This window comes from Undibacterium sp. Rencai35W (assembly GCF_049340185.1).
Taxonomy (GTDB): domain Bacteria; phylum Pseudomonadota; class Gammaproteobacteria; order Burkholderiales; family Burkholderiaceae_D; genus Undibacterium.
In genome coordinates this window covers 68,251-92,093 of record NZ_JBMPPC010000008.1, presented here as the reverse complement: position 1 = coordinate 92,093, position 23,843 = coordinate 68,251, and the positions used below count along the sequence as shown (strand labels likewise).

The 23,843-nt window shown below is 52.5% G+C and carries 19 protein-coding genes and 1 tRNA gene; 9 read left to right on the top strand and 11 right to left on the bottom strand.

Going from position 1 to position 23,843, the window contains the following annotated elements:
- The first annotated feature begins 125 nt into the window (after window positions 1–125).
- Window positions 126–1,223, top strand: a complete 1,098-nt coding sequence (gene dinB, locus ACO0K3_RS16720; RefSeq protein ID WP_422986542.1) for a DNA polymerase IV — start codon at window positions 126–128, stop codon at window positions 1,221–1,223.
- A gap of 120 nt (window positions 1,224–1,343) precedes the next feature.
- On the opposite strand, the gene ACO0K3_RS16715 is transcribed toward dinB, so the two are convergent.
- The 3 genes from ACO0K3_RS16715 to ACO0K3_RS16705 all read right to left on the bottom strand — a co-directional run bounded on the left by ACO0K3_RS16715 (window position 1,344) and on the right by ACO0K3_RS16705 (window position 5,387).
- Window positions 1,344–2,126, bottom strand: coding sequence for a substrate-binding periplasmic protein (locus ACO0K3_RS16715; protein WP_422986540.1), 783 nt, complete (start codon window positions 2,124–2,126; stop codon window positions 1,344–1,346).
- Window positions 2,127–2,367: 241 nt separating this feature from the next.
- On the bottom strand, window positions 2,368–5,145 hold the full coding sequence (locus ACO0K3_RS16710) for a M16 family metallopeptidase (RefSeq protein ID WP_422986538.1): 2,778 nt from the start codon (window positions 5,143–5,145) through the stop codon (window positions 2,368–2,370).
- Between the two features lie 167 nt (window positions 5,146–5,312).
- Window positions 5,313–5,387: transfer RNA gene (locus ACO0K3_RS16705), tRNA-Arg, on the bottom strand.
- Window positions 5,388–5,845: 458 nt separating this feature from the next.
- Between ACO0K3_RS16705 and ACO0K3_RS16700 the strand changes: the two genes are divergently transcribed.
- From ACO0K3_RS16700 to ACO0K3_RS16670, 7 genes are all read left to right on the top strand, one after another.
- Window positions 5,846–6,067 (top strand): hypothetical protein, encoded by a 222-nt coding sequence (locus ACO0K3_RS16700; protein WP_422986536.1) that lies wholly within the window; start codon window positions 5,846–5,848, stop codon window positions 6,065–6,067.
- Window positions 6,068–6,157: 90 nt separating this feature from the next.
- On the top strand, window positions 6,158–6,445 hold the full coding sequence (locus ACO0K3_RS16695) for a hypothetical protein (protein ID WP_422986534.1): 288 nt from the start codon (window positions 6,158–6,160) through the stop codon (window positions 6,443–6,445).
- A gap of 649 nt (window positions 6,446–7,094) precedes the next feature.
- Window positions 7,095–7,643 (top strand): DUF1566 domain-containing protein, encoded by a 549-nt coding sequence (locus ACO0K3_RS16690; protein WP_422986532.1) that lies wholly within the window; start codon window positions 7,095–7,097, stop codon window positions 7,641–7,643.
- Window positions 7,644–7,994: 351 nt separating this feature from the next.
- Entirely contained in the window at window positions 7,995–8,543 is a 549-nt protein-coding gene (locus ACO0K3_RS16685) for a c-type cytochrome (RefSeq protein WP_422959476.1), read from the top strand.
- A gap of 231 nt (window positions 8,544–8,774) precedes the next feature.
- Window positions 8,775–9,434: a CPBP family intramembrane glutamic endopeptidase gene (locus ACO0K3_RS16680; protein WP_422986530.1), complete on the top strand. Its 660-nt coding sequence runs from the start codon at window positions 8,775–8,777 to the stop codon at window positions 9,432–9,434.
- 292 nt (window positions 9,435–9,726) lie between these two features.
- Window positions 9,727–10,116 (top strand): VOC family protein, encoded by a 390-nt coding sequence (locus tag ACO0K3_RS16675; RefSeq protein ID WP_422986528.1) that lies wholly within the window; start codon window positions 9,727–9,729, stop codon window positions 10,114–10,116.
- A 77-nt stretch (window positions 10,117–10,193) separates the two neighbouring features.
- A complete protein-coding gene (locus ACO0K3_RS16670; protein ID WP_422986526.1) occupies window positions 10,194–11,276 on the top strand; it encodes a calcium:proton antiporter in 1,083 nt (360 codons plus the stop codon).
- A 163-nt stretch (window positions 11,277–11,439) separates the two neighbouring features.
- On the opposite strand, the gene ACO0K3_RS16665 is transcribed toward ACO0K3_RS16670, so the two are convergent.
- The 4 genes from ACO0K3_RS16665 to ACO0K3_RS16650 form a co-directional block, all read right to left on the bottom strand.
- Entirely contained in the window at window positions 11,440–12,576 is a 1,137-nt protein-coding gene (locus ACO0K3_RS16665) for a BMP family ABC transporter substrate-binding protein (RefSeq protein WP_422986524.1), read from the bottom strand.
- Between the two features lie 97 nt (window positions 12,577–12,673).
- The gene (locus ACO0K3_RS16660) at window positions 12,674–13,594 is read right to left on the bottom strand and encodes an ABC transporter permease (RefSeq protein WP_422986522.1); all 921 of its coding nucleotides are present in this window, start codon (window positions 13,592–13,594) and stop codon (window positions 12,674–12,676) included.
- A gap of 78 nt (window positions 13,595–13,672) precedes the next feature.
- Entirely contained in the window at window positions 13,673–14,749 is a 1,077-nt protein-coding gene (locus ACO0K3_RS16655; protein WP_422986520.1) for an ABC transporter permease, read from the bottom strand.
- Window positions 14,746–16,278 (bottom strand): ABC transporter ATP-binding protein, encoded by a 1,533-nt coding sequence (locus ACO0K3_RS16650; RefSeq protein ID WP_422986752.1) that lies wholly within the window; start codon window positions 16,276–16,278, stop codon window positions 14,746–14,748. Before ACO0K3_RS16650 ends, ACO0K3_RS16655 begins: the two co-directional genes overlap by 4 nt.
- 363 nt (window positions 16,279–16,641) lie before the next feature.
- Here ACO0K3_RS16650 and ACO0K3_RS16645 point away from each other — a divergent pair, with 363 nt between their 5' ends.
- On the top strand, window positions 16,642–16,980 hold the full coding sequence (locus ACO0K3_RS16645; protein ID WP_422986518.1) for a hypothetical protein: 339 nt from the start codon (window positions 16,642–16,644) through the stop codon (window positions 16,978–16,980).
- A 193-nt stretch (window positions 16,981–17,173) separates the two neighbouring features.
- Here the strand turns inward: ACO0K3_RS16645 and ACO0K3_RS16640 are convergent, their stop codons facing one another.
- The 4 genes from ACO0K3_RS16640 to ACO0K3_RS16625 all read right to left on the bottom strand — a co-directional run bounded on the left by ACO0K3_RS16640 (window position 17,174) and on the right by ACO0K3_RS16625 (window position 23,215).
- On the bottom strand, window positions 17,174–18,451 hold the full coding sequence (locus ACO0K3_RS16640) for a glycerate kinase type-2 family protein (protein WP_422986516.1): 1,278 nt from the start codon (window positions 18,449–18,451) through the stop codon (window positions 17,174–17,176).
- Window positions 18,452–18,938: 487 nt separating this feature from the next.
- On the bottom strand, window positions 18,939–21,413 hold the full coding sequence (gene lnt / locus ACO0K3_RS16635; protein WP_422986514.1) for an apolipoprotein N-acyltransferase: 2,475 nt from the start codon (window positions 21,411–21,413) through the stop codon (window positions 18,939–18,941).
- Window positions 21,414–21,418: 5 nt separating this feature from the next.
- Window positions 21,419–22,096 carry a hypothetical protein gene (locus ACO0K3_RS16630; protein WP_422986512.1) on the bottom strand — a complete coding sequence of 226 codons (678 nt, stop codon included), beginning with the start codon at window positions 22,094–22,096 and terminating at the stop codon, window positions 21,419–21,421.
- A 21-nt stretch (window positions 22,097–22,117) separates the two neighbouring features.
- A complete protein-coding gene (locus ACO0K3_RS16625) occupies window positions 22,118–23,215 on the bottom strand; it encodes an SGNH/GDSL hydrolase family protein (protein WP_422986510.1) in 1,098 nt (365 codons plus the stop codon).
- Between the last annotated feature and the right edge of the window lie 628 nt (window positions 23,216–23,843).

Below are 23,843 nucleotides of genomic sequence, written 5' to 3'. Positions count from 1 at the left end.
GTGCGATGTTAAGTGACACGGCTAAGCAATATTACGAAGTAATATGACAGATGTATTTACTGATCATATATACAGTTGATAGGGTAAAATATCGATTGTCTCGCACAGCCTAGCGTGTCATTACCGTGCCTCCTGTTTCTCGAAAAATTATCCACTGCGATTGTGATTGCTTTTACGCTGCCATCGAGATGCGGGATGATCCGCGTTTGCGTGATAAACCTCTGGCAGTCGGTGGCCGTGCCGATCAGCGCGGCGTCGTTGCTACCTGCAATTATGAAGCGCGACGTTACGGTGTGCGCTCTGCTATGCCAACTTCGCTGGCGCTGCGCCGCTGCCCTGATTTGGTGGTCATGCCGCCGGCCATGGAAAAATACCGTGTCGCCTCCAAAGCCATCTTATCGATTTATCGTGATTACACCGATCTGGTTGAGCCTTTGTCGCTTGATGAGGCTTATCTCGATGTCAGCGACTGTACCCAGCACAAAGGTAGTGCCACGTTGATTGCGCAAGAGATACGCGCACGCATTGCCGCCACCGTCGGCATCACGGCATCAGCGGGTGTCGCCAGCAATAAGTTCCTCGCCAAAATCGCCAGTGACTGGAATAAGCCAGACGGCTTGTTCGTGATTTTGCCGGATCAGGTTGAGGACTTTGTTGCTGCCTTGCCGGTCGCCCGCCTGTTTGGCGTTGGCAAGGTCACCGCAGCCAAATTACATGCGCTTGGCATACAAGAATGCCGTGATCTGCGTGCCTGGTCCGTGCAGGACCTGGTGCAACAGTTCGGTAAGCTGGGCAATAGCCTCTACATGCTATGTCGCGGGATTGACCGGCGTGAGGTGATCGCTCATTCAGAACGCAAATCCATCAGCGTCGAAGAAACCTATACAAACGATTTGCCCGATCTGGCGGCTTGTATGACAGAGCTACCTTTGCTCTATGCGTCGCTGGTTGCCAGGGTGCAGCGAGTGCAGCCTGAAGAGTCGATACAAAAGTTAAATATCAAAATCCGTTTCAGCGATTTCCGGCAAACCACCGTCGAGTGCCGCAGTCATGAACTGAACGAGCAACTGTTCCGGCAACTGATGGAAACCGGATTCTTGCGCCGTAACTTGCCAGTGCGTTTGTTAGGGCTGGGTGTTGGCCTGGGAGCTGTTGTGAGTACGCAGCAGGCGGCGCTGAGGGCGGAGCAGATTCCCTTGTTTAGCGTGGATGATTGCTGGTAATGCTACGCGGCTATAAATATACATACTGCCCCATAGTATATTTACAAGCACTAATGAAATAATGCGGATTATGGGTATTTATTCAAAAAAATGGGGGAGTATATGTTTAATGTACGACGATCAGCGACTGCCCGCAGCGTCTGTTAGCTTAAAATAGGTATTCTCAAATTTTTTGATATCGACTTTTTCCAGCGCAGCATTAAAGCTTTTGCGCATCGCCAATCCACGCTCGGTATGCTGAAAGCAGATATGCATGGAGAAGTTTGTCAGTTCCTGAGGGTGGAACTCGATCTGATCCCGATTGGCCTGCAAGCCCGGTTCGGTGATCAGTAGCTGGCGTAAGACGTTTTTATCAATCACGATCACGTCGATTCTTTGTGCCAGCAGTTTGCGCAGATTGCTGACATCAGACGGTGCGGTGTCGGTTTTCAGTAATCCTTTTTTGATCATGGCGTCAAACTCTTCGCCATTCGCATAGTCTTGTACGATACCGATTTTGTACGCTTGTAAATCACTCAATCTTAACCAGTCAAACGGTCGCTTTTTCAGGTAAGCAAAGCCGACAATACTACGACCCAATATCCCCGAAAAATAACAGCTACTCTCTCGCTCTTTGGTATAAAAAGCCGGAAAATATCCGGCATAGGCGGGATCGGTGCCACCGACTTGTACGGTGCGGCTCCAGGGCGCATAACTGATTTTTGTATCGATACCGATCTGACGGGCAGTGACTTTCACAATCGACGCCGTCAGGCCTTCGTCACGTAACTGTGAGCCGACGTACGGTGACCATTCCAGACTGGCCAGACGCATCACCGTGTCGTCGGCGATTGCTGGTGACATGGCTGTCAGCGCAATCATTCCGGTCATGGCGATAAAGAGAGAGAACGCCCGGGTTTTCATGGGGGAATCAAGTAAAAACGATAGTGCAGTGTAGCGTAATTTACTTGACCATCGTCAGCTCTGTTGACACCACACATCGCCTGCAGGATGTGTGAATATCAACAGACCGGAACTCCTCTCGACTACTCTGGGCGACCGGCCCGAAAACTACGTCAGACTGACCATGTAATTTTTGCCGGATTTTTGTGGCGCTTATGCGATCCGCCAAGCGAATCGCATTGTCTGCCGTGAATTTATTGCGTTATTTGAAATCACCGGCAAAAACCGTCAGCATCTTGTCGTAGGCCAGATATTTATTCATGGCTGCTTTGACATCGGCATTAGTCAGCGCCATGATTTTTTTCTCCAGCGCCGCATCGAATTGCATGGTGCGGCCGAGGTACAGGTTTTGCACCAGTTCTTGCGCCAGTCCTGAGTCCTGGCTGCGACCTAGCTGCGATTGCTGGATCAGGCTCTTTTTACCCTCTGCCAGTTCCACCGCGGTAAAACCGTCTTTGAGTACGCGGGCGATTTCTTCCCGGAAGCCTGCTTCGAGTTTAGCGCGGTTTTGTGGCGCAAAAATCGCACCAGCGGTGAAGCTGGCGGCCTCATCGATGGACGACGCATTGAAGAACGAGCCGCCGCCATAACTGATCCCGTCTTTTTGACGGATACGATCCAGTATGCGTGAATTTGCACTACCGCCGAGCAGATAATTTCCCAGTGTGAGCGCCGCATAATCAGGATGCTGATCGCTGACAGGCAGACTCAGCGTACCGAAGAAAAACGCATTTGCTTTATCCGGCGTGATCTGGCTCAAGGCCGCCGGTTTCACTGCCACAAAAGGTTTCGCCAGGCGGGTAAATTTTTGCCGGGCTTGCCAGTCACCGAAATCGCGTTGAAGCTGAGCTTTGATCGCGCTCGCATCGAAGTCACCAACCACCGCAAGCTGTGCATTATTCGCACCGTAAAACGCTTGCCAGAATGCTTTGGCATCCGCTAATTTTGCGGCCTTGAGCTGCGCGATTTTTTCATCGGTACTGCGGTAGTAGCGCGCATCATCGGCAGGCCAAGTGTTGGTTGCCCTGCGTGCCATATCGATCGCAATGGCTTGCGGATCTTTACGTGATTCTTCCAGCTGGGCTAACTGTGCGGTGATCAGCTGAGTAAATTCCGCCTCGCCAAAAGCAGGTTTGCGCAAGGCATCGCGTACCAGTTCAAGGGCTCGGGTCAGATTTTCCCGTGTCGTTTCCAGAGTGATACTGGCAGAACTCGCCGCTCCGGAAATTTGCAGCTTGGCTTTGAGCTGGTCGAGCTGTTCTGAGAACTGCTGATGGCTTAAGCTCTCGGTGCCGCGGCTCAGCATGGCTGCCGCAAGTCCGGCATCATTCGCTTTGCCTTTTAGACTGACTTCATCACCGAGATTGATTTCCATCGTCAGAACCACGGTGTTGCCGCGTGTGGTTTTCGGCAGCAAGGCGTATTTCAATCCATTGCTCAGAGCGCCGGTCTGGGTGCGCTTATCGATATTCTCCGGCGTCGTGACAAAGTTCTCCGCCTGCGCCATTGCGACACCAGGTTTGAAGGTGTTGATTTGCTCTTGCAATGCGACCTTGGCGGGCGCGGGGGCACGTACTGGCTGGGCTTCAGGAATGAAGCGACCCGTGGTGCGGTTGCTTGATTTGAGCCAGGTTGTCGCCACGCGTTGCACATCGTCCAGCGTCAACGCGCGCATGCGGTCGCGGAATAAAAAGAACAAGCGCCAGTCGCCATTCCCTATGCTGTCAGACAACGAGACGGCAAATTTTTCAGGATCGTTAAACACCTGCGCAAGATTGTTTTCCAGATTGGCTTTGGCACGCTTTAATTCATCGGCGGTGACCGGCTCTCTGGCAAATCCTTCAACCGTGTTGATCAGGATTTTTTTCGCTTCATCGAGATCTTGCTCGCTACGTAAATTCGCTCCTAGCAGCATGAATCCCGGCTCTTCGAGATTGGCTGCCCATGGGAATACGTCGGCGGCTTTTTTACTCTCGACCAGCGCTTTGTATAAACGCCCGTTGGGCGAATCACCCAAGATCACTGCCAGCGCTTCGGTCGCTGCATAATCAGGATGAGCGGCAGGCATCGTGTGGTACAGCGCCATCACGGACGGCGACTCACCAACACGGCGTACGACGACGTCGCGTTCACCATCTTGTACCGGGTCCAATGTGTAGGTCGACTCGATGACGCGCTTGGGTTTTGGGATTTTGCCGAATTGCTGGCTGATTAATTTCAGCGTAGCCTGGTGATCAAACGCACCGGAGACAATCAGGATCGCATTATCGGGCTGGTAGTATTTACGCCAGAAGGCTTGCAGATGCGGGATGCTGACATTCTCTACGTCGCTGCGCGCACCTATCGTGTCTTTGCCATAGTTATGCCACTGATGCGCGGCTGACATAACGCGCTGCATCAATACGGAAGTCGGCGAATTTTCGTTTTTTTCCATCTCATTACGCACGACAGAAAATTCCGTTTTCAGATCTTCCCCCGAAATACGCGAATTCACCATACGATCCGCTTCCATCGCAATGGCCCATGCCAGAGTCTCGGGTTTCGCGGCAAACGTTTCGTAATAATTGGTGCGGTCCAGCCAGGTCGTACCATTAAAGTTGACGCCACGCTGCGACATCTCCTCCCACAAACGCGGATGTGCTTTGCTTCCTTTGAACATCAGATGTTCCAGCAAATGCGCCATCCCTGTTTCGCCATAGTTCTCATGTCGTGAACCGACACGATAAGTGATGTTCACCGTGGTAGTCGGCTTACTCGCATCCGGCACCAGCAACACGCGCAAGCCATTCGGCATCAGGTATTCCTTAATACCTTCAACATCCCGCACAAAGCTCATACCTGCCGGCACGCTGGCAGTATTGGCTGCTTTAGCCGCCGTGGGGGCGGCGACCCCGGCCGCCCAAGTCGCCGGACTGGCGCTCATAAAAGCGATTGCGATGGACAAGCTCAGGGTAGATAGCTGCAAACGTGACGATGTCATAAGAAGTCTGGCCTATGTGGAAGGTCGATAAAGAGTCAGACTTGGATATTAGCAGATAGACAAAATAATTTGTCCTTGCGAATGTGACGATACACCAGACATCTTGTGCACAAAGCGTGACAAGGACAGAAGTCGGGGTGAGGGGCAAAAGACGAGGTAAGGGAATTTGGTGCGACCGACAGGAATCGAACCTGTATCGCCAGCTTCGGAGGCTAGCATCCTATCCGTTGGAAGACGGTCACATGCGCAAATATTTGCAGACCGCCATTGTAGCCGTTTGGGTTCTACTGTGTTGGTAGAAAATGGACTAAATCTTTGTTTGAGCAGCGACTAATCAATTTTTTTGTTATTTTTTGCGCTATTCAAAACCAGTTTCCCCGTCGATGCACAAGATAATGTCGATTTCATCTCAACATAGGCAATTTTTTTAACGCCAACGTTGGGGCGTTAGCTGTCGGTCAAAAAAATGCGATTTTGTTAATTTCACTGATAAAATAATATCTCTACGTTATGCACTTTTTCACGATTTGGTTATCACTAATGTTTTTAAGCTAAAACCGATTTGAACTAGGAACCATAAGGGTTTCAAGGGGAGAGAAACTGACGATCCCTTTTTTTGTTGCAGGTTAATTTTGCAAAATGAAAATTAAATCACGTTAAAACTCATATGATTTTCCTCGCGATTACACCAACTGGACTAATGAATGCATTGCAAGTTGCTGATGCGAGCATATCGGCAATTTGGTGCGGCTCCGACGCAATTTCTGAAGTTGACTATGGCAATCTAAAAGGCCGCAATGTTTCGCGTTTCATTTATCCCCTTGGCGGTGAGACGCAAAATGTACTAGATGGAGCACTTGAAACAATTGAAGATCATCATCCAAACGAAATGATATGGATAGAAAATGTACGTGAGCTTTAACAGGACGGTCGGCAGGGAATCGCCAAAAGCGATCCCGCTATTTATAAATTTTATCGTGACGGCGATCCCGGCACCTCTGCGTTAAATCTCATGACCTATTCAGAAGTTCACTGGAAATTGTTCAATTTTTTGACTCGACGCGTTATGGCAGTCAGTTTTGTGGTGGGCGGTTCGGTTATGGCTGTTCTTAGTGTTTCAAATATCCTTCCGGGAGGAATGGTACTTGTCAACGGCATTCCTTCGGATGATTTAGTATTTCGATGGGTGACCTTTCTTTTGCCCTTGCTTCTTGTGCCCTTTGGCGTTGCTTTGTTTAAAGTAGCGCCATTTGTGCCGCGGAAGAAGCGGACGATAACCAGAAAAAAAGATTTAACATGACTTTCGAAAATGACGCGCGATTAAGCGCTTTTTTAATATTTACTGATCGGCGCGCGCGCCTTTCAAATCGGCGTTAGGGATCATGACTGCTGTGACGAAAATGCGGAGGACCGCGCTCATAGGATTGATGTTGCTTGGACACGTTGCGATAGCCGATTCAGCGCGACCGAGCTCTTTCGAGCGATACGCTCAGGATGTCCCGAATCGCGACTATTCCATGGACTGCACAGATGATCCTGACCCCAACTGCGGCCAGTTCACGACCACCGAATCCATTGACATCAGGCGGATCTCGTCAACGACGGCACGGGTGGAGATTTGGACGCGCGGCGATAACGATCATTCCTGTCACGCAAAAGGAGTTGCGAGTTGGGTGCGCGGCAACCTGGTGCTACCGCAGAAGCCAGATGACCCTCCGGGCTGCAAAGTCATCATCTCATTCGCGGGGAACACAGCTTCAGTGCGATTGGCATCAACAGATGACCGCTGCGACTGGGACTGTGGATCTCGTGCAACGATGTGGCTGGATAGGATTCCGCTTGTATACAAGATTGATCCCTAACCAGGCGCAGGAGTCCATTCCATCATTCCAGCGGACAGCCTCGGCTGCAGCTAAACTCCAGCGTTAGGTATCTCTATCTCTATCTCTATGCGGCTCATCATTTCGTTGTTATTCCTAGCAGCTATCGCTCAAGACGCGCATGCCCAAACCTCTCGCCCATCAATCCCGGTGCTAGTGCCATCGGGAAGTGGCTGGAGGTTCCACGGTGAAAACTTCGTTCTCGCAAATGATCTGGCGCTCGACAGACGCACGGGAAAAACATGGGCGCGCTGCAACTATGGACAAACTTGGGATCGCGATCTGCAGTCCTGCGCGGGGACGCCAAAATGGCTGACGCAGCGACAAGCGTTGGCAGAGCTACAAAGTAGCCCTGACGGGTGGCGGTTGCCATCCGCTGATGAGCTTCTCTCGGTAATCAAGGGAGCATGCCCGCCACTAGACCCACCACAACTCCGGCCTGTGGTATTTCCGGGTCTGCTGCCTCGCTTATACATTTCCACAACCCGGACTCAGCGAGGTGACCGTGCGCTCGCCGTCGATGGTTGTTTCGCTGATCGGCCGATCGATACATCCAACGAGCAGGTGGGCCACCTATTGCTCGTCAGGGATACAGCGCCAGCCGCTGGCCCAAAGTAACGGACGTAGCTCGTCGCTTAACCGGACACATTGCGGTATATGGCTACAACGTTAAGCCAAACATGAAAATACCCGGCACCCCCACTCCCGAAATGAACAACACAAAGTGGGATGAATTGCATTTGGCTAGCGCAAAACAGGGCTGCTTGTTACCCCATAATAGCGGTGCACTTATTGGCAAATGCCCGAAAATTGTCGGAATTTCGGCGATTGTCACGTCATTCTTGTGGTGAAAGCGTGGGTTTTTCGTTCCAAACGGCACGCTTTGCCTCTATAATCACAGGTTTGATAGGCTGAATAAGCAATCTTTTCAGCCCGCAGCCAGTTACTATAAATTGCAATGAGGACACCATGAGCAACGCACACGACGACCACGAATCAGCGATCAAGACCCCAAAACAACTTATCGTTGCGATTGCGGCAGGTTTTATCGTTCCGATCATCATCATCGTTTTGCTGGTGAAGTTTGTTTCCAGTGACAGCAAAGTGGGCGCAGGTTCTGATGCACTGACACCTGAGGCGATTGCTGCCCGTATTCATCCGGTAGCTGACGACGGTTTCACATTCAAAGACGCTAGCGGTCCTAAGCAATTGCAATCTGGCGAAGCCGTATACAAAGCCATTTGCTCTGCTTGTCATGATTCTGGTGCGGCGGGTGCGCCTAAGTTCGGTGACGCAGGTGCCTGGTCTGCCCGTATTGCACAGGGCTACGACAAAGTGGTGGAACATGCGATCCTGGGTATCCGCGCGATGCCAGCTAAAGGTGGTAACCCGGATCTGGACGATGTTGAAGTTGCCCGTGCGGTTGTTCACATGGCGAATGCCGGTGGTGCGAAATTTAAAGAGCCAGAAGTGAAAGCGGCTCCGGCAGCAGCATCTGCTGAGGCTTCTGCGAAGTAATTCGTCGCTAGCATGATCACAAAAGCCAGTCGCTTGACTGGCTTTTTTATTTCCCTAAAGGTTAAGTTAAAATCAAGTCGTCAAGTCGTCAAGTCGTCAAGTCGTCAAGTCGTCAAGTCGTCAAGTCGTCAAGTCGTCAAGTCGTCAAGTCGTCAAGTCGTCAAGTCGTCAACTTGTCCATTCCTTAGCCTTGTTTTCTCTTAGTCCTCTACAACTCTGATTGATCTATTTGTGAGCAGCCAACATAAACCTGTCCCGAATTTGTTTGAAGTCGCCAGCATTATCACGATCTGTTTTGGGTGGTTTATTTACTCCTCGGTTGCGGCGGCAGGTATTGATGTTCAGGAGCGCAGCAGCGGTGGTGGATTTTCGGACGCCAGCTTTGTGTATCTGATCCTGATGGAATTGAGTATGGCTGCAGTTGCCTTGCTGGTTTTGCGCAGCCGCTCGTATCCTTTGTCGACGTTGTTACCCGTGCCCTCGATTGAGGGAACGATGATGGGGATGGTGCTGTACTTCGTCACGGTGCTGGCGAGCTGGATGGCTGTGATGCCATTTAGTGCGGGTCATGCAACGCAGCCGATTACCGAGATCATGAATCAGTCGACACCGACCTTGCCGTATATTTTTGCCGTTGCGCTGGTGAACGGTACGTATGAAGAAGTGTTTTTACTCGGCTATCTGGTGCGTGGGTTCAGCACCTATAGCCGCTCATTTGCGATTGGCCTGAGTCTGCTGGTGCGCTTGTTGTATCACATTTATCAGGGGCCGCTCGGTGTGATGTCGGTGGTCGGATTTGGTCTGGTGGTCAGCTTGTTTTATCTCAGGACGCGCTTGCTATGGCCTACGGTTGTGGCGCATATGCTGGGTGACATACTGCCCTTTTTGTAAAAAACAGAATCGCGTTCCTGTTTTGATCGTAGTCTGATTTTATGATCATTAGGGTTTGTGCAAAAACTAAAACCTCTCACCACAGAAACACAGAAACACGGAGAAAAACAGGAATAAGTAGTTTCGTGAGATATCAGAGCCAAATTGAACCCGCAAGCGGTATGCGCCTGCTGGCGCGAAATGCCTCTGGAGGCCGCATGCTATATGCGGTTTCAATTTATATGGCGATAATATGGCGATAGGTAGGTCATTTGTCGTTTTGTGTAAATCCTCATCATAAGTAGTGAAGCCCATGATCCTTAAACGCATCCATCACGTTGCCCTGATTTGTGCTGACTATCAGCGGTCGAAATATTTTTATACCGATATTCTGGGCTTATCCGTGCTGGCAGAGCATTACCGCATAGAACGGGATTCTTATAAGCTGGATCTGGCCTTGCCGGACGGGTCTCAGCTTGAGTTGTTTTCTTTCTCCGATGCGCCAGCGCGACCATCTTATCCCGAGGCGCAGGGCTTACGGCACCTGGCGTTTGAGGTCGATAGTGTTCATGACTGGAAAGCCCGGCTTGAACATCTGGGTATCGCAGTTGAAGCCATCAGGACGGATGAGTACACCAAACGCGAGTTTGTATTTTTTGCCGATCCTGACGGCTTGCCTCTGGAACTGTATGCTTCTGCTTAGGGTCTGTTCTTCATTGTGAAATCACATGATGTCCGACAGCTGCCATTCATCTTATGTAAGTTATGTAAGGATCACGCATGAAAATTCCTCCCAATTTGCCTCTCTGGTCAATCGCGATACCGGTTGTTGCCTGGTTATTTTTGGCGGGCAGCCTGTTGGATCTTGGCGCGTTTTATGCAATTTTTTTGACACTGGCTTTATTCGGTGGAGTACTGACAGCGGTCTATCATGCCGAGGTGGTTGCGCACAGAATCGGCGAACCCTTCGGTACCTTATTACTGGCATTGGCAGTGACGCTGATCGAAGTCGCGTTGATTGTGTCGCTGATGCTCGCCGGTGGCGAGGTGACCGCCGGTCTGGCGCGCGACACGGTGTTTGCTGCGATCATGGTGATCCTGAACGGCATTATCGGACTGTGTCTGCTGGCAGGTGCCAGCTTGCATAGGGAACAGAGTTTTGGCTTGCAAGGAGCGAGTACGTCACTGGCAACCTTGGCTGCGTTGGCGATCCTGACTCTGGTATTGCCGAACTTCACATCGACCCTTGCCGGTCCGTATTACAGCCCTAGCCAGTTAGCGTTTATTGCCGTGATTTCACTGGTGTTGTACGGTACCTTTGTGCTGGTGCAAACCGTACGTCACCGCGACTATTTTTTACCCGAAGTCGCGGCCAGTGATGAGGACGTCCACGCGCCTTTGCCATCGAACAAGATGGCATGGATGAGTACCGTTCTTCTGTTGCTGTGCCTCGGTGCTGTGGTTCTGCTGGCGAAGGCACTGGCGCCGACGCTGGAGCACGCCGTAGCCGCGGCAGGCGCACCGAAAGCGCTGGTGGGGATCATCATTGCGATGGTGGTGTTGTTGCCGGAAGGCGTCGCGGCCTTTCGGGCGGCGCGGGCGAATCGCCTGCAGACCAGTATTAATCTGGCCTTGGGTTCGGCGCTCGCCAGTATTGGATTAACGATTCCCGTGGTGGCCGTGATTTCGCTGGTAACGGGATGGTCTTTGTCTCTCGGTATCGATGCAAAATCTACCGTGCTGCTGCTGTTGTCACTGATGATTACGACGATCTCGCTCGGCACCGGCAGGACCACGATCATGCAGGGAACCATTCATCTGGTGATCTTTGCGGTATATCTGTTCACGACGATCGTGCCGTAACGTTTCCCTTAATAATTGAATTAATTAATTAATTCAAATCGGTTCACGGATAAAAAATGACTGACACATGTGTCAGCCTTTTTTCAGCCATTTTTTATGTGATGCCGTAGTGATCAACAGATCAAAACTAGCAGCGCACTCTGTGGACTAAGCAGCCAGAGATTTAACCCGGTACCTTGCCTTCAACGCCTTCTACATAATAATTAACATCGTGCAGGAATTTGTCGTCACCGACTGCATCTTTGCCTAATACTTCTTTACCAGTATTATCTTTAACAGGGCCTTTCCAGATCGGCGCGCTGCCATCGATGACGCCCTGACGTTTATCTGCGACGAGTTTCTTCACTTCGTCAGATAAGGTCGCGTTGAAGTTTTTCAGGTCGATCATGTTCTCTTTCAGACCCCACCAGGTTGTATCGGTTTTCCACTTGCCTTCCAGTACGTCACCGACCCGCTTGGTGTAATACACGCCCCAGTCAATGACGGACGCCGCCTGATGCGCTTTTTCACCGAATTTCGTCATATCGCTGTCCCAGCCGAATGCCAGAACACCTTTTTCCTGAGCGGTCTGTACGACGGCGGCGGAGTCGGTATTTTGCATCAATACATCAACACCCTGGCCGATCAGGGTGATCGCAGCTTCACGTTCTTTGCCCGGATCAAACCACTTGTTCACCCAGACGACTTTAGTTGTCGCTTTGGGATTGACCGAACGTGCACCCAGCGTGAAGGAATTGATATTTCTCAGGACTTCAGGAATCGGTAATGAGCCTACGACACCGAGCTTGCCGGACTTGCTCAATTTGCCCGCAACTACGCCTGCCAGATACGCGCCTTCATACGTGCGGACGTCGTACTGTGCCATATTGTCGGCGGTCTTAAAACCAGTTGCATGTTCAAACTTCACATCAGGAAAATCTTTAGCGACTTTCAGCATCGCTTCCATATAACCAAAGGTCGTGCCGAAGATGAGCTTATTGCCCTGGCTTGCGAGATCACGGAATACACGTTCAGCATCGGCGGCGCTCTCTGGGATGCTTTCAACAAAGCTAGTTTTAACTTTGTCACCAAACTTGGCATCAATCGCTTTGCGTCCCGCATCATGCGCAAACGTCCAGCCTGCATCGCCAACCGGGCCGACATAGACGAAGGCGACTTTTAAGGGTTCGGCTTTGGCTTCTGCGGCAGGTACCGGCGCAGATGCAACGGAGGCGACTTCGGCCTTTTTGCCACAGCCAAACAGGCTCAGCATAGCCACAGACAAGGCGGCTGCCAGTGTATGTCTACGTGTAAATTTCATGGATGCTTTCCTTGCTTAGTGAAGTGAATGACATGAATAACATGAGGTGAACGACAAACTAAAAAATCAAAAATAACAGAATAATTCAAAATGGGGGTTACGCAGATCCCGGGCGAAACGGTTTACCTAGCGAGGCGGGCATGTTCAAGCGTATCCAGTCAGGATTACGCGAGATCAGCACCAGCACCACAATCGTTGCGAGGTAAGGCAGCATCGATAAAATTTGCGAAGGGATGGCGATCCCGATTGCCTGAAAATGAAATTGCAAAATCGTGACACTACCAAACAGTAAAGCACCGAGCAAGACCCGTGCCGGACGCCAGGTCGCAAAGGTTGTCAGCGCCAGTGCGATCCAGCCGCGACCGGCAACCAGACCTTCCACCCACATGGGCGTGTAGACCAGCGATAAATATGCACCGGCGAGGCCACAACATGCACCGCCAAATAGCAGTGCAGCGAAGCGTAATGTGCGTACCGGATAGCCGAGCGCATGAGCCGACTCCGGTGATTCACCGATAGAGCGCAAGATCAAGCCAGCACGACTGCGATATAAGAACCAGGTAATCGCAACGCATAAGGCGAAGCTGAAATACACCATCCAGTGATGACTGAAAAAAGCCACACCGACAAAAGGCAGTGCCGATAAATACGGCAAAGGCGTGACTTGATTGGTAATCGACATCCCGACAAAAGACTGCCCGATGAAGGCCGACAGACCAGCACCGAAAATCGATAAAGCGAGTCCGGTTGCTACCTGGTTTGTCGCCAGCATCAGTGCCAGCCAGGCGAACAGACTTGCCATCACCATGCCAGCAATGGCACCCGTAATAAACCCGAGGACAGGGCTATGAGTCTGGTAACCAACCGCAAAACCAACGATGGCCGAGACCAGCATCATGCCTTCGGCTCCTAGATTTAAGACACCGGCTCGCTCATTGATCAGTAAGCCCAGCGCAGCGATTAAGAGCGGTGTGCCTGAGTTGATTGACGCAGCAATCAGTGCAGCAAAATTTTCCATCCTTACCTCTATGTGGTTTCTATTTTTCATCCGCTCTTGTACGCATTGAGCGGTGAGCGGACGAGGGGAGAGCCTGCCCTATTTCCAGCGCAGGCGATAGTGAATCAAGGTATCGCAAGCCAGCAATAAAAACAGCAGCATCCCCTGGAATAAGCCAGTGATCGCAGACGGCAAACCCAGACGTGACTGCGCCATTTCACCACCAAGATAAAACAGCGACAAAATGATGCCGCCAAAAACAGTGCCGATGGGATTCAGTCGCCCGATAAAGGCGACGATGATCGCGGCAAAACCGTAACCGGGAGAAATCGATGGCAAGACCTGGCCGATAGGACCGGCGACTTCAAATGCCCCCGCCAGTCCGGCAAACCCGCCCGAGATCAGCAGCGACGTCCACAGCGCTTTACGGCCGGAAAAACCGGCATAGCGTGCCGCCAGTGGCGCGAGTCCGCCGACGGTCAGCCGATAGCCTGCAAAACTACGGTAGATATAAATCGTCATGCCCGCCGTCGCGACTAGCATCACGATAAAGCCGATATGCAGACGGCTTCCTGCAAACAAGGTCGGCAGAATGTAGTCGCTGGAAAAGACCTTCGATTGCGGAAAATTCATACCATGCGGATCTTTCAGCGGACCGTTCACCAGATACATCAGCAGGAGCTGCGCAACGTAAGTCAGCATCAGCGATACCAGAATCTCATTAGCATGAAAACGGTCCTTGAGTAAGGCCGTGACAGACGCCCATAATGCGCCGCCCACAATTCCTGCACCTGTCGCCAACACCAAGACCATGCCGCCGGACAGTGTGTGCAGGCCATTATCAAACATCAGGATCGTACTGCCTGCTGCAATTCCACCAGCGATCAACTGACCTTCTGCACCGATATTCCAGACGTTGGCCCGGTAACACACTGAGAGACCTAATGCGCATAAGACCAGCGGTGTTGTCTTGAGCAAGAGTTCTGCAATCGCCGCTTTACTTTTAATCGGCTCCAGCAAAAATACCTGTAACCCGCTCACAGGATCTTTACCTAAAGCGATAAACAAGAGTGCGCCGAGTAGCAGTGTCAACGTCAGCGCCAGTAGTGGCGATAAGTAGGCCCACGGTCTGGACGGTGTCGCGCGTAATTCCAATGCGAACAAAGGCTTGCTCATACGGAGTCCCCGCCGGCGCTATGCGTCGTTAGTCTGTTGTTCGTCGCATCGATTCGTTCATTCCATAAACCGCTCATCCACAATCCTATTTGTTCTCGTGTTGCGTCCGTTGTCGGAACCGAGGGAGAGAGCTTGCCTTTAGCGATCACGTGCAGGCGATCACATAAGGCAAACAACTCGTCGAGTTCTTCCGAGATGATCAGAACGGCGCAACCCGATTCTCTGAGTAGACGGATCTCCTGATGAATTTGTGCGGCGGCACCAACATCGACGCCCCAGGTAGGCTGGGCGACGATAAATACATCGGGTTTGCGCATGATCTCGCGACCGACAATGAATTTTTGCAAGTTGCCACCGGACAGACTTTTTGCTAATGCACTCGGTCCGGAAGACTTGACGCGGAAGCGATCAATGATCTGTGCCGCAAGCTGCGTCACCTGACGGAACTGGATCATTCCATGGCTGACCAGCGGTGCGGTCTGATGCGATAGCAGCATATTGTCGGCCAGGCTCATCTCAGGTACCGCACCGCGTCCCAGACGTTCTTCCGGTACCAGGCTTTGACCTGATGAGCGGCGGGCTTTGGGGCCGAGATGCCCGACAGCCTTAGCTTTTAGCCGCACCATATCGGGCTTGGCGCGTCGGTCTTCACCGGATAGCACGGCTAGCAATTCTTGCTGACCATTACCGGATATCCCGGCGATGCCGACGATTTCTCCACCAAACAGATCGAGCGTAATATTGTCTAATGCCGTGGCGAAGGCATGTGCTTTCGGCAAACTGAGCTGAGTGATTTTTAAGCGCAGTTCACCTAAACTTTGGGTGGTGCTGCGTGGATGCTGTTCTGGTTCCGCACCGATCATCAGGCGTGACAGACTGGCAGCGCTCTCCTGACGCGGGTTGCAAGTGCCTGTGACTTTGCCGCCGCGCATGACGGTCGCTTGATGACAAAGTTCACGAATTTCATCGAGCTTATGGCTGATATACAAAATGCTGCATCCTTCGGCCGCAATTTTTCTCAGCGTCACAAATAATTTTTGTACGGCCTGAGGTGTCAGTACCGAGGTCGGTTCATCGAGTATCAATAACTGCGGCCTGGTCAACAAGGCACGCACGATTTCTACGCGCTGTCTTTCACCAACTGACAGCGTGTGCACATGCCGGTGCGGCTCCAGCGCCAGTCCATAGTTGTCGCCCGTCTGGCGTATTTGCATCGCGAGTTCAGCCATATCGATACCGGATGGCAAACCGAGCGCGATATTTTCTGCTACGGTCAAGGTATCAAACAGGGAGAAATGCTGAAACACCATGGCGATGCCAAGCTGCCGGGCTTCTTGCGGATGACGGATGTGGACTTCCTGCCCGTTCCAGCGCATCACACCAGCGTCGGGTTTGACTGCACCAAAGATGATCTTCATCAGTGTTGATTTACCTGCCCCGTTTTCGCCGAGTACCGCATGGATTTCTCCGGGGGCGACTTGCAGGTTAACATCATCGTTGGCAATGACCGCCGGGTAGCGCTTGGAAATCCCCGTCAGTTCCAGCCTTAGCGGTGTTACTGGCGGCGTGCTGATAGCGGATTCAGGCAATATCAAGGTGAGCTTTCTGAAGCGAAATAAGGGAATGAACAAAAATCGGTTGCTGGCATTATAAATTGCCGCTAAGGTTTTTCGTACTCTACACAGTGCTGATAAGCCGTGCTAACAAGTAGTGCTGATCGACAGAAACTACGAATTGCTGACGCAAGATCTGCGCCAGAATGCGATGCAAGATGTTAATGAGCGCAGTGAGTACAGTGTAAAAAATAATAAATAGACATGATCTTTGCTAAAATGACACATTCATATTATTTAACCGCCGGATACGGCCTTTTTAACCACTCACGGACCCTTATGAAGATCTCTTTACTTACCACGCTGTTCGCGACTTTATTACTGGCAACGACTACGTCCCAAGCGGCCACTCCTGCGCCAAAATCGCCTAGTCCTTATGCAGAAATGTGCATGACACAAGGGATCAAGATGCCTGTTGAATATGGCGGCGAAGCGGACCTGAAGGGAAATCCTAAGCTTCAGGAATATTGCGAATGTTTTTCAGAGTTGTTCACCGAGAGAGCGACGCGCGCAGCCAAGAACGCTGGCAATCCGCCGCCGCTGGAACAGAGCATGAAAGAAGAAAAACAAATGCGCACCACTTGCCGTGCAAAATTCAACTTGCCTGCACCTAAATAATTAGGGTCCGCATCGTTCACATCACCGATGTAGTTAACATCACCAACAGCGAACAATACCTGCGCATATCGCGCTGATATTGTTTGCTCTGAAAAATCAGAGCGATCATCGCTGTCGCCTGTCAATCAATCCTGCTCTCCGTCGTGCAGCGTCATTGTGCAGCATCATTGAGCTGCGTCGTTCTATAGGATGATTAAGTGATCAGTATCGCTCTGAAATCATTCACATTGGTCAGCGTTGGCCCGCTGACAATCAGGTCGCCAAGCGCTTCAAAAAAACTATAGCCGTCATTATTGTCAAGCATCGTTGCTGGCCGCAAACCCAGACTGGCTGCATGTTTCGCAGTATCTGGGGAGCAGATTGCACCGGCATTATCTTCCGAACCGTCGATACCGTCGGTGTCGCAGGCCAGCGCATAAATTCCCGGATGTCCGTCGAGAGAGTTGACCAGACTCAGCAAAAATTCGGCATTACGCCCGCCGCGACCTGTGCCACGCACGGTGACGGTGGTTTCACCGCCGGACAGGACCACACAAGGTTTGCTGAAAGGCTGATTTTTATCGGCAATCTGCCTGGCCAGTGCCGCATGCACCATGCCGACATCGCGTGCTTCTCCCTCGATCCCGTCTGACAATATGTAGGCAGCAACACCAGCAGCACGTGCCGTCGCCGCCGCTGCCTCCAGCGCATCTTGGGCGGTGGCGATGATGTGATGCCGGTGACTGGCGAATAAGGGATTATCGGGTTTCGGTGTCTCCGCTTGATCAGAGCGTAAGTGCATTTGAACTGCGTCGGGGATGGCAATCGCATATTTATGCAGGATCGCCAGCGCCTGTTCGCAGCTGGTCGCATCGGGCAGAGTCGGGCCGCTGGCGATGACGCCGGCCTCATCGCCTGGCACATCCGAAATCAGCAGGGTCACGACTGTAGCGGCGCCACAGGCCAGCCCCAGTCTACCGCCTTTGATTGCCGACAGGTGTTTGCGTACACAATTCATTTCACTGATGCTGGCCCCGCTTTTTAACAAGGCTTTATTGATCTGCTGTTTCTGCTCCAGTGTAATCCCCGCGGCGGGCAAGGCGAGTAAAGCCGAACCGCCACCGGAGATCAGGCAGAGCACCAGATCGTCTGCCGTCAAGCCTTGCACCATCTGCAAAATACGTGCGGCTGCCTGCTGACCCGCGGCATCCGGCACGGGATGCGCTGCTTCAATGACCTCGATGTACTGGCATTCAGCACCATGCCCATAGCGGGTAACGACCAGGCCCGACAGCTCCGATGCATGACCCTGCCAGTGCTGTTCAACGACTCGCGCCATCGCCGCCGCACCTTTACCGGCGCCGATCACTAGCGTGCGGCCATTGACGGGCGGTGAGGGCAAAAAAGCAGGCAGGCATTTTTCTGCACTGACAGCGTCAACCGCAACCTGGTACAGAGAGCGTAAAAAAGAGTCGGGATCGGTAATCGTCATCGCGGGCTTTGGTCAGGGTGGGGGCGGATGCGCACGCTCAATACGGCAAGAACAGGATGAACAGTGGCGTCAAAATTCAATACAACATCAGACGAAGCATCATAAACCAAACCCGGTATGAACTGTCACGTACCTGAAGCCAAGCATCTTGCTGCGTGTTTTGTCAGCGAGATGAATCCCGGTGTGAATATGAACGGGAATAAGCGTGTATATGCCTTCCCAAAGAGGATTCCTAAAACGCCTGTTTTTCTCAGTGCCTCAGTTCCTTAGTGTCTCTGTGGTGAGAGGTCTTGGTTTTTGCATCAAGTTATCCATGTGATTTTTAATTTGGAGGTTTATAGAAATTCCCAAAACGAATCCGCAATCTACATGCGCCTGCTGGCTTGAAATGCCTTGGAAAGCCGCACCCAGTCTGCGGATTCAATATGTAAATCCACAAAAATTATATGTGAGTGCCGCTACGTTGCTGAACAACTGAATTTTGCACCTAGCTGTTATAGATCCGCAGAAATAACCAGGCTGGCAGGCCAAGATAGAGTATCGCCAGCCCGCATCGTTCGAGCACGCGGCGGACGCTGATTGCCTGCTCTGGTCGTACAAATGCGCCGAGCAGCGCTAGCGCTTCAATCGAGGTGCGCAGCGCGGCACCGCCCAGCGCCACGCCGATAGTCCAGGCGGCCCACCAAAGCGCGAAACCTGTGAGATAGGCTTTCATGCCGAAGCTATAGTATTCGCCGAAACCACTGCCGTAAGCGATGTGCTGATGCAGATGAAAGGCCGGAAGCACGAGCACCAACGGGAGCAGGACGAATTTCACCAGCGTCTGATCCAGACGTCCGCGCCGCATCGCAAACCGGGCTTGTGCATACATTGTCCCGCGTGAGGATTTGTCCTCTTGCATCATGGTACTGCCAGCTAGCCGCAGGGCACGAATAAAGGCAGATGGATTGGCAAGCGCAAGCCCGTAATGCCAGCGCTGGCCGGAGATTAGCCAAAGCGAAATACCCGCGCTGGGGACGGGCAAGCGCCAGGCGTCGGCTTTAGCAATATCGGTAACCGCGATCTCCAGTCGCTGTGCACCGCGCGTGATCACCAGCATGCTGTTTTCGATAGTGAGCTGTGCGGCAAAGGCGAACAGGACACACCAGGCAATGGCCTCGGGGAGCAGGAAGATCGCCGTAAAAACGCGAATTTGTGCCAAGGTATTTCCTTGCAACGTATCGCTGAACAGCATTACGGCGCCCATGAGTAACAACCCACCACGCGCGATGCAGCGAAATACTCCGGCGGTCACACGAGCAGCAGGCGGCAAGACCGTCACCCTCGCTGGAAAGCGCATAACCTCGTTCGTGTCGGATGCGCTTGCTAGCTCTTGTGTGCTGTGCCTGAGCCATGAGGAGAACGCCGCCAACACAGCCAGCAGCATGAGAAAAACGCTGCCTGCCAATCCCACCCAGTTACCCCACTTCACCATCAGCGTGCGCGGTGGCACAGGTACCAGGACATCGGCAATCACTAGCGTGCGCTCGCCCATGCGTGCACCGGCCAGGATGGTGCCGCTGGTATCGATCACGGCGCTATAGCCGTTGGTGGTAACCCGAAACTGGGGGAGCCGCGTTTCGATACTACGGAAGGCCGCCACCGACTGATGCAGCTCTGCACCCTGTGGATAATTGGTGAACCAGGCATCGTTGGACATCGATAGGATGGCCTGTGCTCCGAGCCGTGCGCCGTCGATGGCGAGGCCAGTGTCGACATCATCAAGGCAGATCAAGGGCAATACCGGAATATCTCGACCATCAGCGAGACGCAACGGAAAGACGCGTGCACCATTGCCAGGGCGCCAGTTACCCGTCCATGGCAGCCAGCGCCGCAGCACTGTGCTGTCAAGCCATGCAGGAACGTATTCGGTAAGCGGAAACAGCCGGGTTTTCCGATAAAAACCTAACAGTCCCGTTCCGGGTACCACGAACGCCGCCGCATTGTATTCTCCGGCAGTATCACGATCATAGGTGCCGAAGACGAACGGTACCCCGGCCGCATTCACGATGCCCAGAATTTCCTGATCCAGCTCGGCGCCCGCCTCACTTTTGGGATGGCCGAACGTGGTCGGATAAATGGTCTCCGACCACATTACCGCGTCTGCGCGCTGGCGAACCACCGCGTCGTAAGTCATCGCAAAATGTTTATCGAGTACCTCTCTCACCACGGCATGAGCACCTTTTTCCTGCCGCTGACGTTCGTAATCCACGATATTTGCCTGGATCAATCCCATGCGCAGCGGCTTGCTAGTGGCTGCCGGGGTGGATATTGCGTAGAGTATGCTCAGGCTGTAGCCTGCCAGCAGTAGTGGTAACAGCGCGCTGAGTGCGAGGGGTTTAGCAATGGCGCGCCAGCCCTGCGTACGACCTGCGATGGCGGCGGCGATGCCTTCATTCGCCAGTAAGAGCATGACCGTAAGACCTGCCGCACCGCCAATATCGGCAGCCTGACGCAGCAGCCGGGATGGATAAAGTCCATATCCGAGTGTGTCGCCGAGGAGCTTGGGCACCAGCCATTCCGTCGCTACCCACGCCGCGGCCGCTGCAAACGCGCGGAGCACCGGACCATGCTGGCGGCCAGCCAGATAACGTACTACAGCAAAGGCCAGGAACTGCGGTTGAAATAGCGGCGCTGCCAGTAATAGCACCGACAGGCCAGTGAGCGCGCCGAGCTGCGTATAACTGCCGATAGCAAATCCAAACCAGGCAAATACTGCTGCGGTATAGGCGACCGACATCACATAGGCAGACACCAGCGTACCGGTCAGTGTCTGCTGGCCGTTTAGCGTCAATAGCCATGGCACGAAAAGAATAAAACCAAGCAGCCAGCCAGCGCCGCCAAGTGCATACAGACCAGACAGAAGCGCGCTCGCGAAAATGCCTGTGGCAATACGTACGATGGGAGACGAAAATAAGATCATGGAGTTCAGTGTCCGGATTTTTGTTGTTCGACAGGTGCAGGGATAACGATATGCCGGATAGGGAAGCCGGGCGGTGCGAGTTCGGCTGGTACCACGCGATTCGCTGGAATCACGACGGGTTGTTTATTAGCGTCAAAAAACTGGTGATCAGGCGCAAACATCAGAATCGCTTCAATGCGCTGTCCGTCATCGGTGGCCTGATGATGGCGCACGTAGCCAGCAGGCAGCACGAAGTCCTCCGGCACCGCAAGTCCGATCATCGGTGGACGGGTGCCCGGCAAAGAAAAAGCACCCAGACCGGAATGGATGCCAGCCTGATGCAGACGTTCGATGACTTCGGGCATGGTCGGATTTTCACCGCGCATTACATAGCTGGACAGATCACGCGTCGGATCGGCATCGCCTTCCGGTAAAGTTTTCGACATATCTTGCGCCGACGTTATTGGGGTTACTGGCATCGGCGGCGGCCAGCTAGCCATGCCGCTTGCTGAGCTTGGCTGAGCGGCCATCCTGGCGGCAAGATCGGCGGGATCTTCTGGCGACGACAGCAGCAAAAACACCAGTCCGCCAGCGACCAGCGCCAGCGCAATGGCGATAGCGAGGTAGGCGACGGATGGTCGCCAGGTGCGCCCGCCAGCGCCCTGTTTGGGTGATGGCGGGCCAGAACGGCGCGGTGCGTTCATGGGATGATTGGCTCCGGCTGATTAAGGTGTCGCCGGATTAAACGTCGATACTGCCCAGCCCATACGCTCATGCCCATACTGGTTCCAGATCGGATTTTTGCCGCCGGTAAATGTCGTGTAGCGTGGCGCACCCGTGCCAGTGGTACTGCTAAACAGACCGGCGGAGACCGTACTGCCGTTGTAAGTTGGATGGGTGTCGTCAGACTGGATGTAGTCGTAGCTGCTGCTGGCCGAAACAAAGTGTGTGTTGGCGTCGCGGATAGTAGAGCGTAGTGTTGAGGTAATACGAGTGACGTAACTTGCCTGACTTTCGCCATTCACATAGCGCAGTGCATCGGAGTCGATCTGTCCGTCGCCATTGCTGTCGTAATCTGCACCCATGTATTGGGCAAAGTTATCCGCACACTGGAAACCTTTTTGACGTGCAGTGTCACACATCATGAAGTTCATCCGCGCGAGCACTGGTAAGAATTTATCTTGCATTTTTACCGTTGCGCCGGTTGTCGCGTCTTTGCATGAACTCTGTGTATTGTCCGCAGCATAGCCAGGATAATGCAGGTTCGAGACGACCTTGAGCTTGACACCGGCATAGGCGTTGGCGTTGATGTAATCCATTGCTGCCGCCACATTCGCTTTGCAGTTATTTTCCGCTGTCGTCAGCACGGTGTAATCACAGGTGCCGGTCTGGCCCTTGAAACTGGTGCGTGCCTGCAAACCGTCGTTGCCGCACATTTCGAACGTGACGACGCGGGTAGAACTGGCCTGCATGTAGGACTTTTCTGCGACGATCTTATTTTGATAAACATCTGAAGCAATCGCTCCGGACTTGGTGCGGCGTACGCTCTCGATGTCGGCGTTCCACAAGGCAGAGAGATATTCCGCGTCGACTGTCGGTGCGGAATATTTCGCCGCATTGCTGATCGACCCGTTGTAACCGGCGTAGATAGAATCGCCATAGGCCACTACGCGGTATTTGGAGGTAGTGCCAGCCCGGTCAATGGTCCAGGAAACGTTTTGGTTCAGAGTACTGGCCATCGCGTCTGAGCCAAACGCAAGCAGGGCAGGCAAGGCAAGTGCGGGCAACCATGTGTGTAGTGCGGTACGGAATTTCCTATTCATGTTGTGTCTCCTTTGAGTGAATCTCTGGGGGGGATTTTTATCGTTATGTCGTATGATTTTTTGCTGGCGGTTTAGTTGTTGAAGATGCTCTCCTTTCAATTTTTAGTATGTCTGTAGCGCGGTAAAATTTTCTACAGAGACGGATATAAGTACGACAATCATCCGGCATCTGGCTAGGTAATACTTTTTTGAAACGCGGTGATATAGACCGGCTGCATGTCGACGTGGCTCGTCGACGTAGCTAGTGGTCCGCGTTATGGAGAAAGGCTCTTGCCAGGGATAATTTGTGTAGCGCTTGCGGGCGGGTGAGCAATTGCACAGGCCTTACTGGATGTGACCGGGAATACGATGAACAGTGCTCTTGTAAAAAGACGTATCAGCTTCATTATCAGGCTCCTGCGTGTAAACCATGGAAAGAAAAACCAGGTAAAACCGTAGAACAGAAACAGGAAAAATGATCAGGAAATGCGTCTTCTTAGTGATGAAATTTTTATTTGATTGAACGTGCATTTGTCTCTAATCGGTGGCAAGTATCGAAACGAAAGAGCGATGTTGTCAATTTGCAATGCAACAAAAACCAGAAGAAAAAAGGACTATTTTTGACGAAAGCTTTATTCACAAACACTCT

Excerpts from the sequence above, each read along its gene's own strand:
- ACO0K3_RS16700 (WP_422986536.1), top strand. The coding sequence starts at position 5,846 with ATGAATGCATTGCAAGTTGCTGATGCGAGCATATCGGCAATTTGGTGC.
- ACO0K3_RS16675 (WP_422986528.1), top strand. The coding sequence starts at position 9,727 with ATGATCCTTAAACGCATCCATCACGTTGCCCTGATTTGTGCTGACTAT.
- ACO0K3_RS16630 (WP_422986512.1), bottom strand. The coding sequence starts at position 22,096 with ATGAACGCACCGCGCCGTTCTGGCCCGCCATCACCCAAACAGGGCGCT.
- ACO0K3_RS16710 (WP_422986538.1), bottom strand. The coding sequence starts at position 5,145 with ATGACATCGTCACGTTTGCAGCTATCTACCCTGAGCTTGTCCATCGCA.
- ACO0K3_RS16685 (WP_422959476.1), top strand. The coding sequence starts at position 7,995 with ATGAGCAACGCACACGACGACCACGAATCAGCGATCAAGACCCCAAAA.
- ACO0K3_RS16625 (WP_422986510.1), bottom strand. The coding sequence starts at position 23,215 with ATGAATAGGAAATTCCGTACCGCACTACACACATGGTTGCCCGCACTT.
- lnt (WP_422986514.1), bottom strand. The coding sequence starts at position 21,413 with ATGATCTTATTTTCGTCTCCCATCGTACGTATTGCCACAGGCATTTTC.
- ACO0K3_RS16660 (WP_422986522.1), bottom strand. The coding sequence starts at position 13,594 with ATGGAAAATTTTGCTGCACTGATTGCTGCGTCAATCAACTCAGGCACA.
- ACO0K3_RS16690 (WP_422986532.1), top strand. The coding sequence starts at position 7,095 with ATGCGGCTCATCATTTCGTTGTTATTCCTAGCAGCTATCGCTCAAGAC.
- ACO0K3_RS16665 (WP_422986524.1), bottom strand. The coding sequence starts at position 12,576 with ATGAAATTTACACGTAGACATACACTGGCAGCCGCCTTGTCTGTGGCT.
- ACO0K3_RS16655 (WP_422986520.1), bottom strand. The coding sequence starts at position 14,749 with ATGAGCAAGCCTTTGTTCGCATTGGAATTACGCGCGACACCGTCCAGA.
- ACO0K3_RS16640 (WP_422986516.1), bottom strand. The coding sequence starts at position 18,451 with ATGACGATTACCGATCCCGACTCTTTTTTACGCTCTCTGTACCAGGTT.
- ACO0K3_RS16645 (WP_422986518.1), top strand. The coding sequence starts at position 16,642 with ATGAAGATCTCTTTACTTACCACGCTGTTCGCGACTTTATTACTGGCA.
- ACO0K3_RS16695 (WP_422986534.1), top strand. The coding sequence starts at position 6,158 with ATGACCTATTCAGAAGTTCACTGGAAATTGTTCAATTTTTTGACTCGA.
- ACO0K3_RS16670 (WP_422986526.1), top strand. The coding sequence starts at position 10,194 with ATGAAAATTCCTCCCAATTTGCCTCTCTGGTCAATCGCGATACCGGTT.
- ACO0K3_RS16715 (WP_422986540.1), bottom strand. The coding sequence starts at position 2,126 with ATGAAAACCCGGGCGTTCTCTCTCTTTATCGCCATGACCGGAATGATT.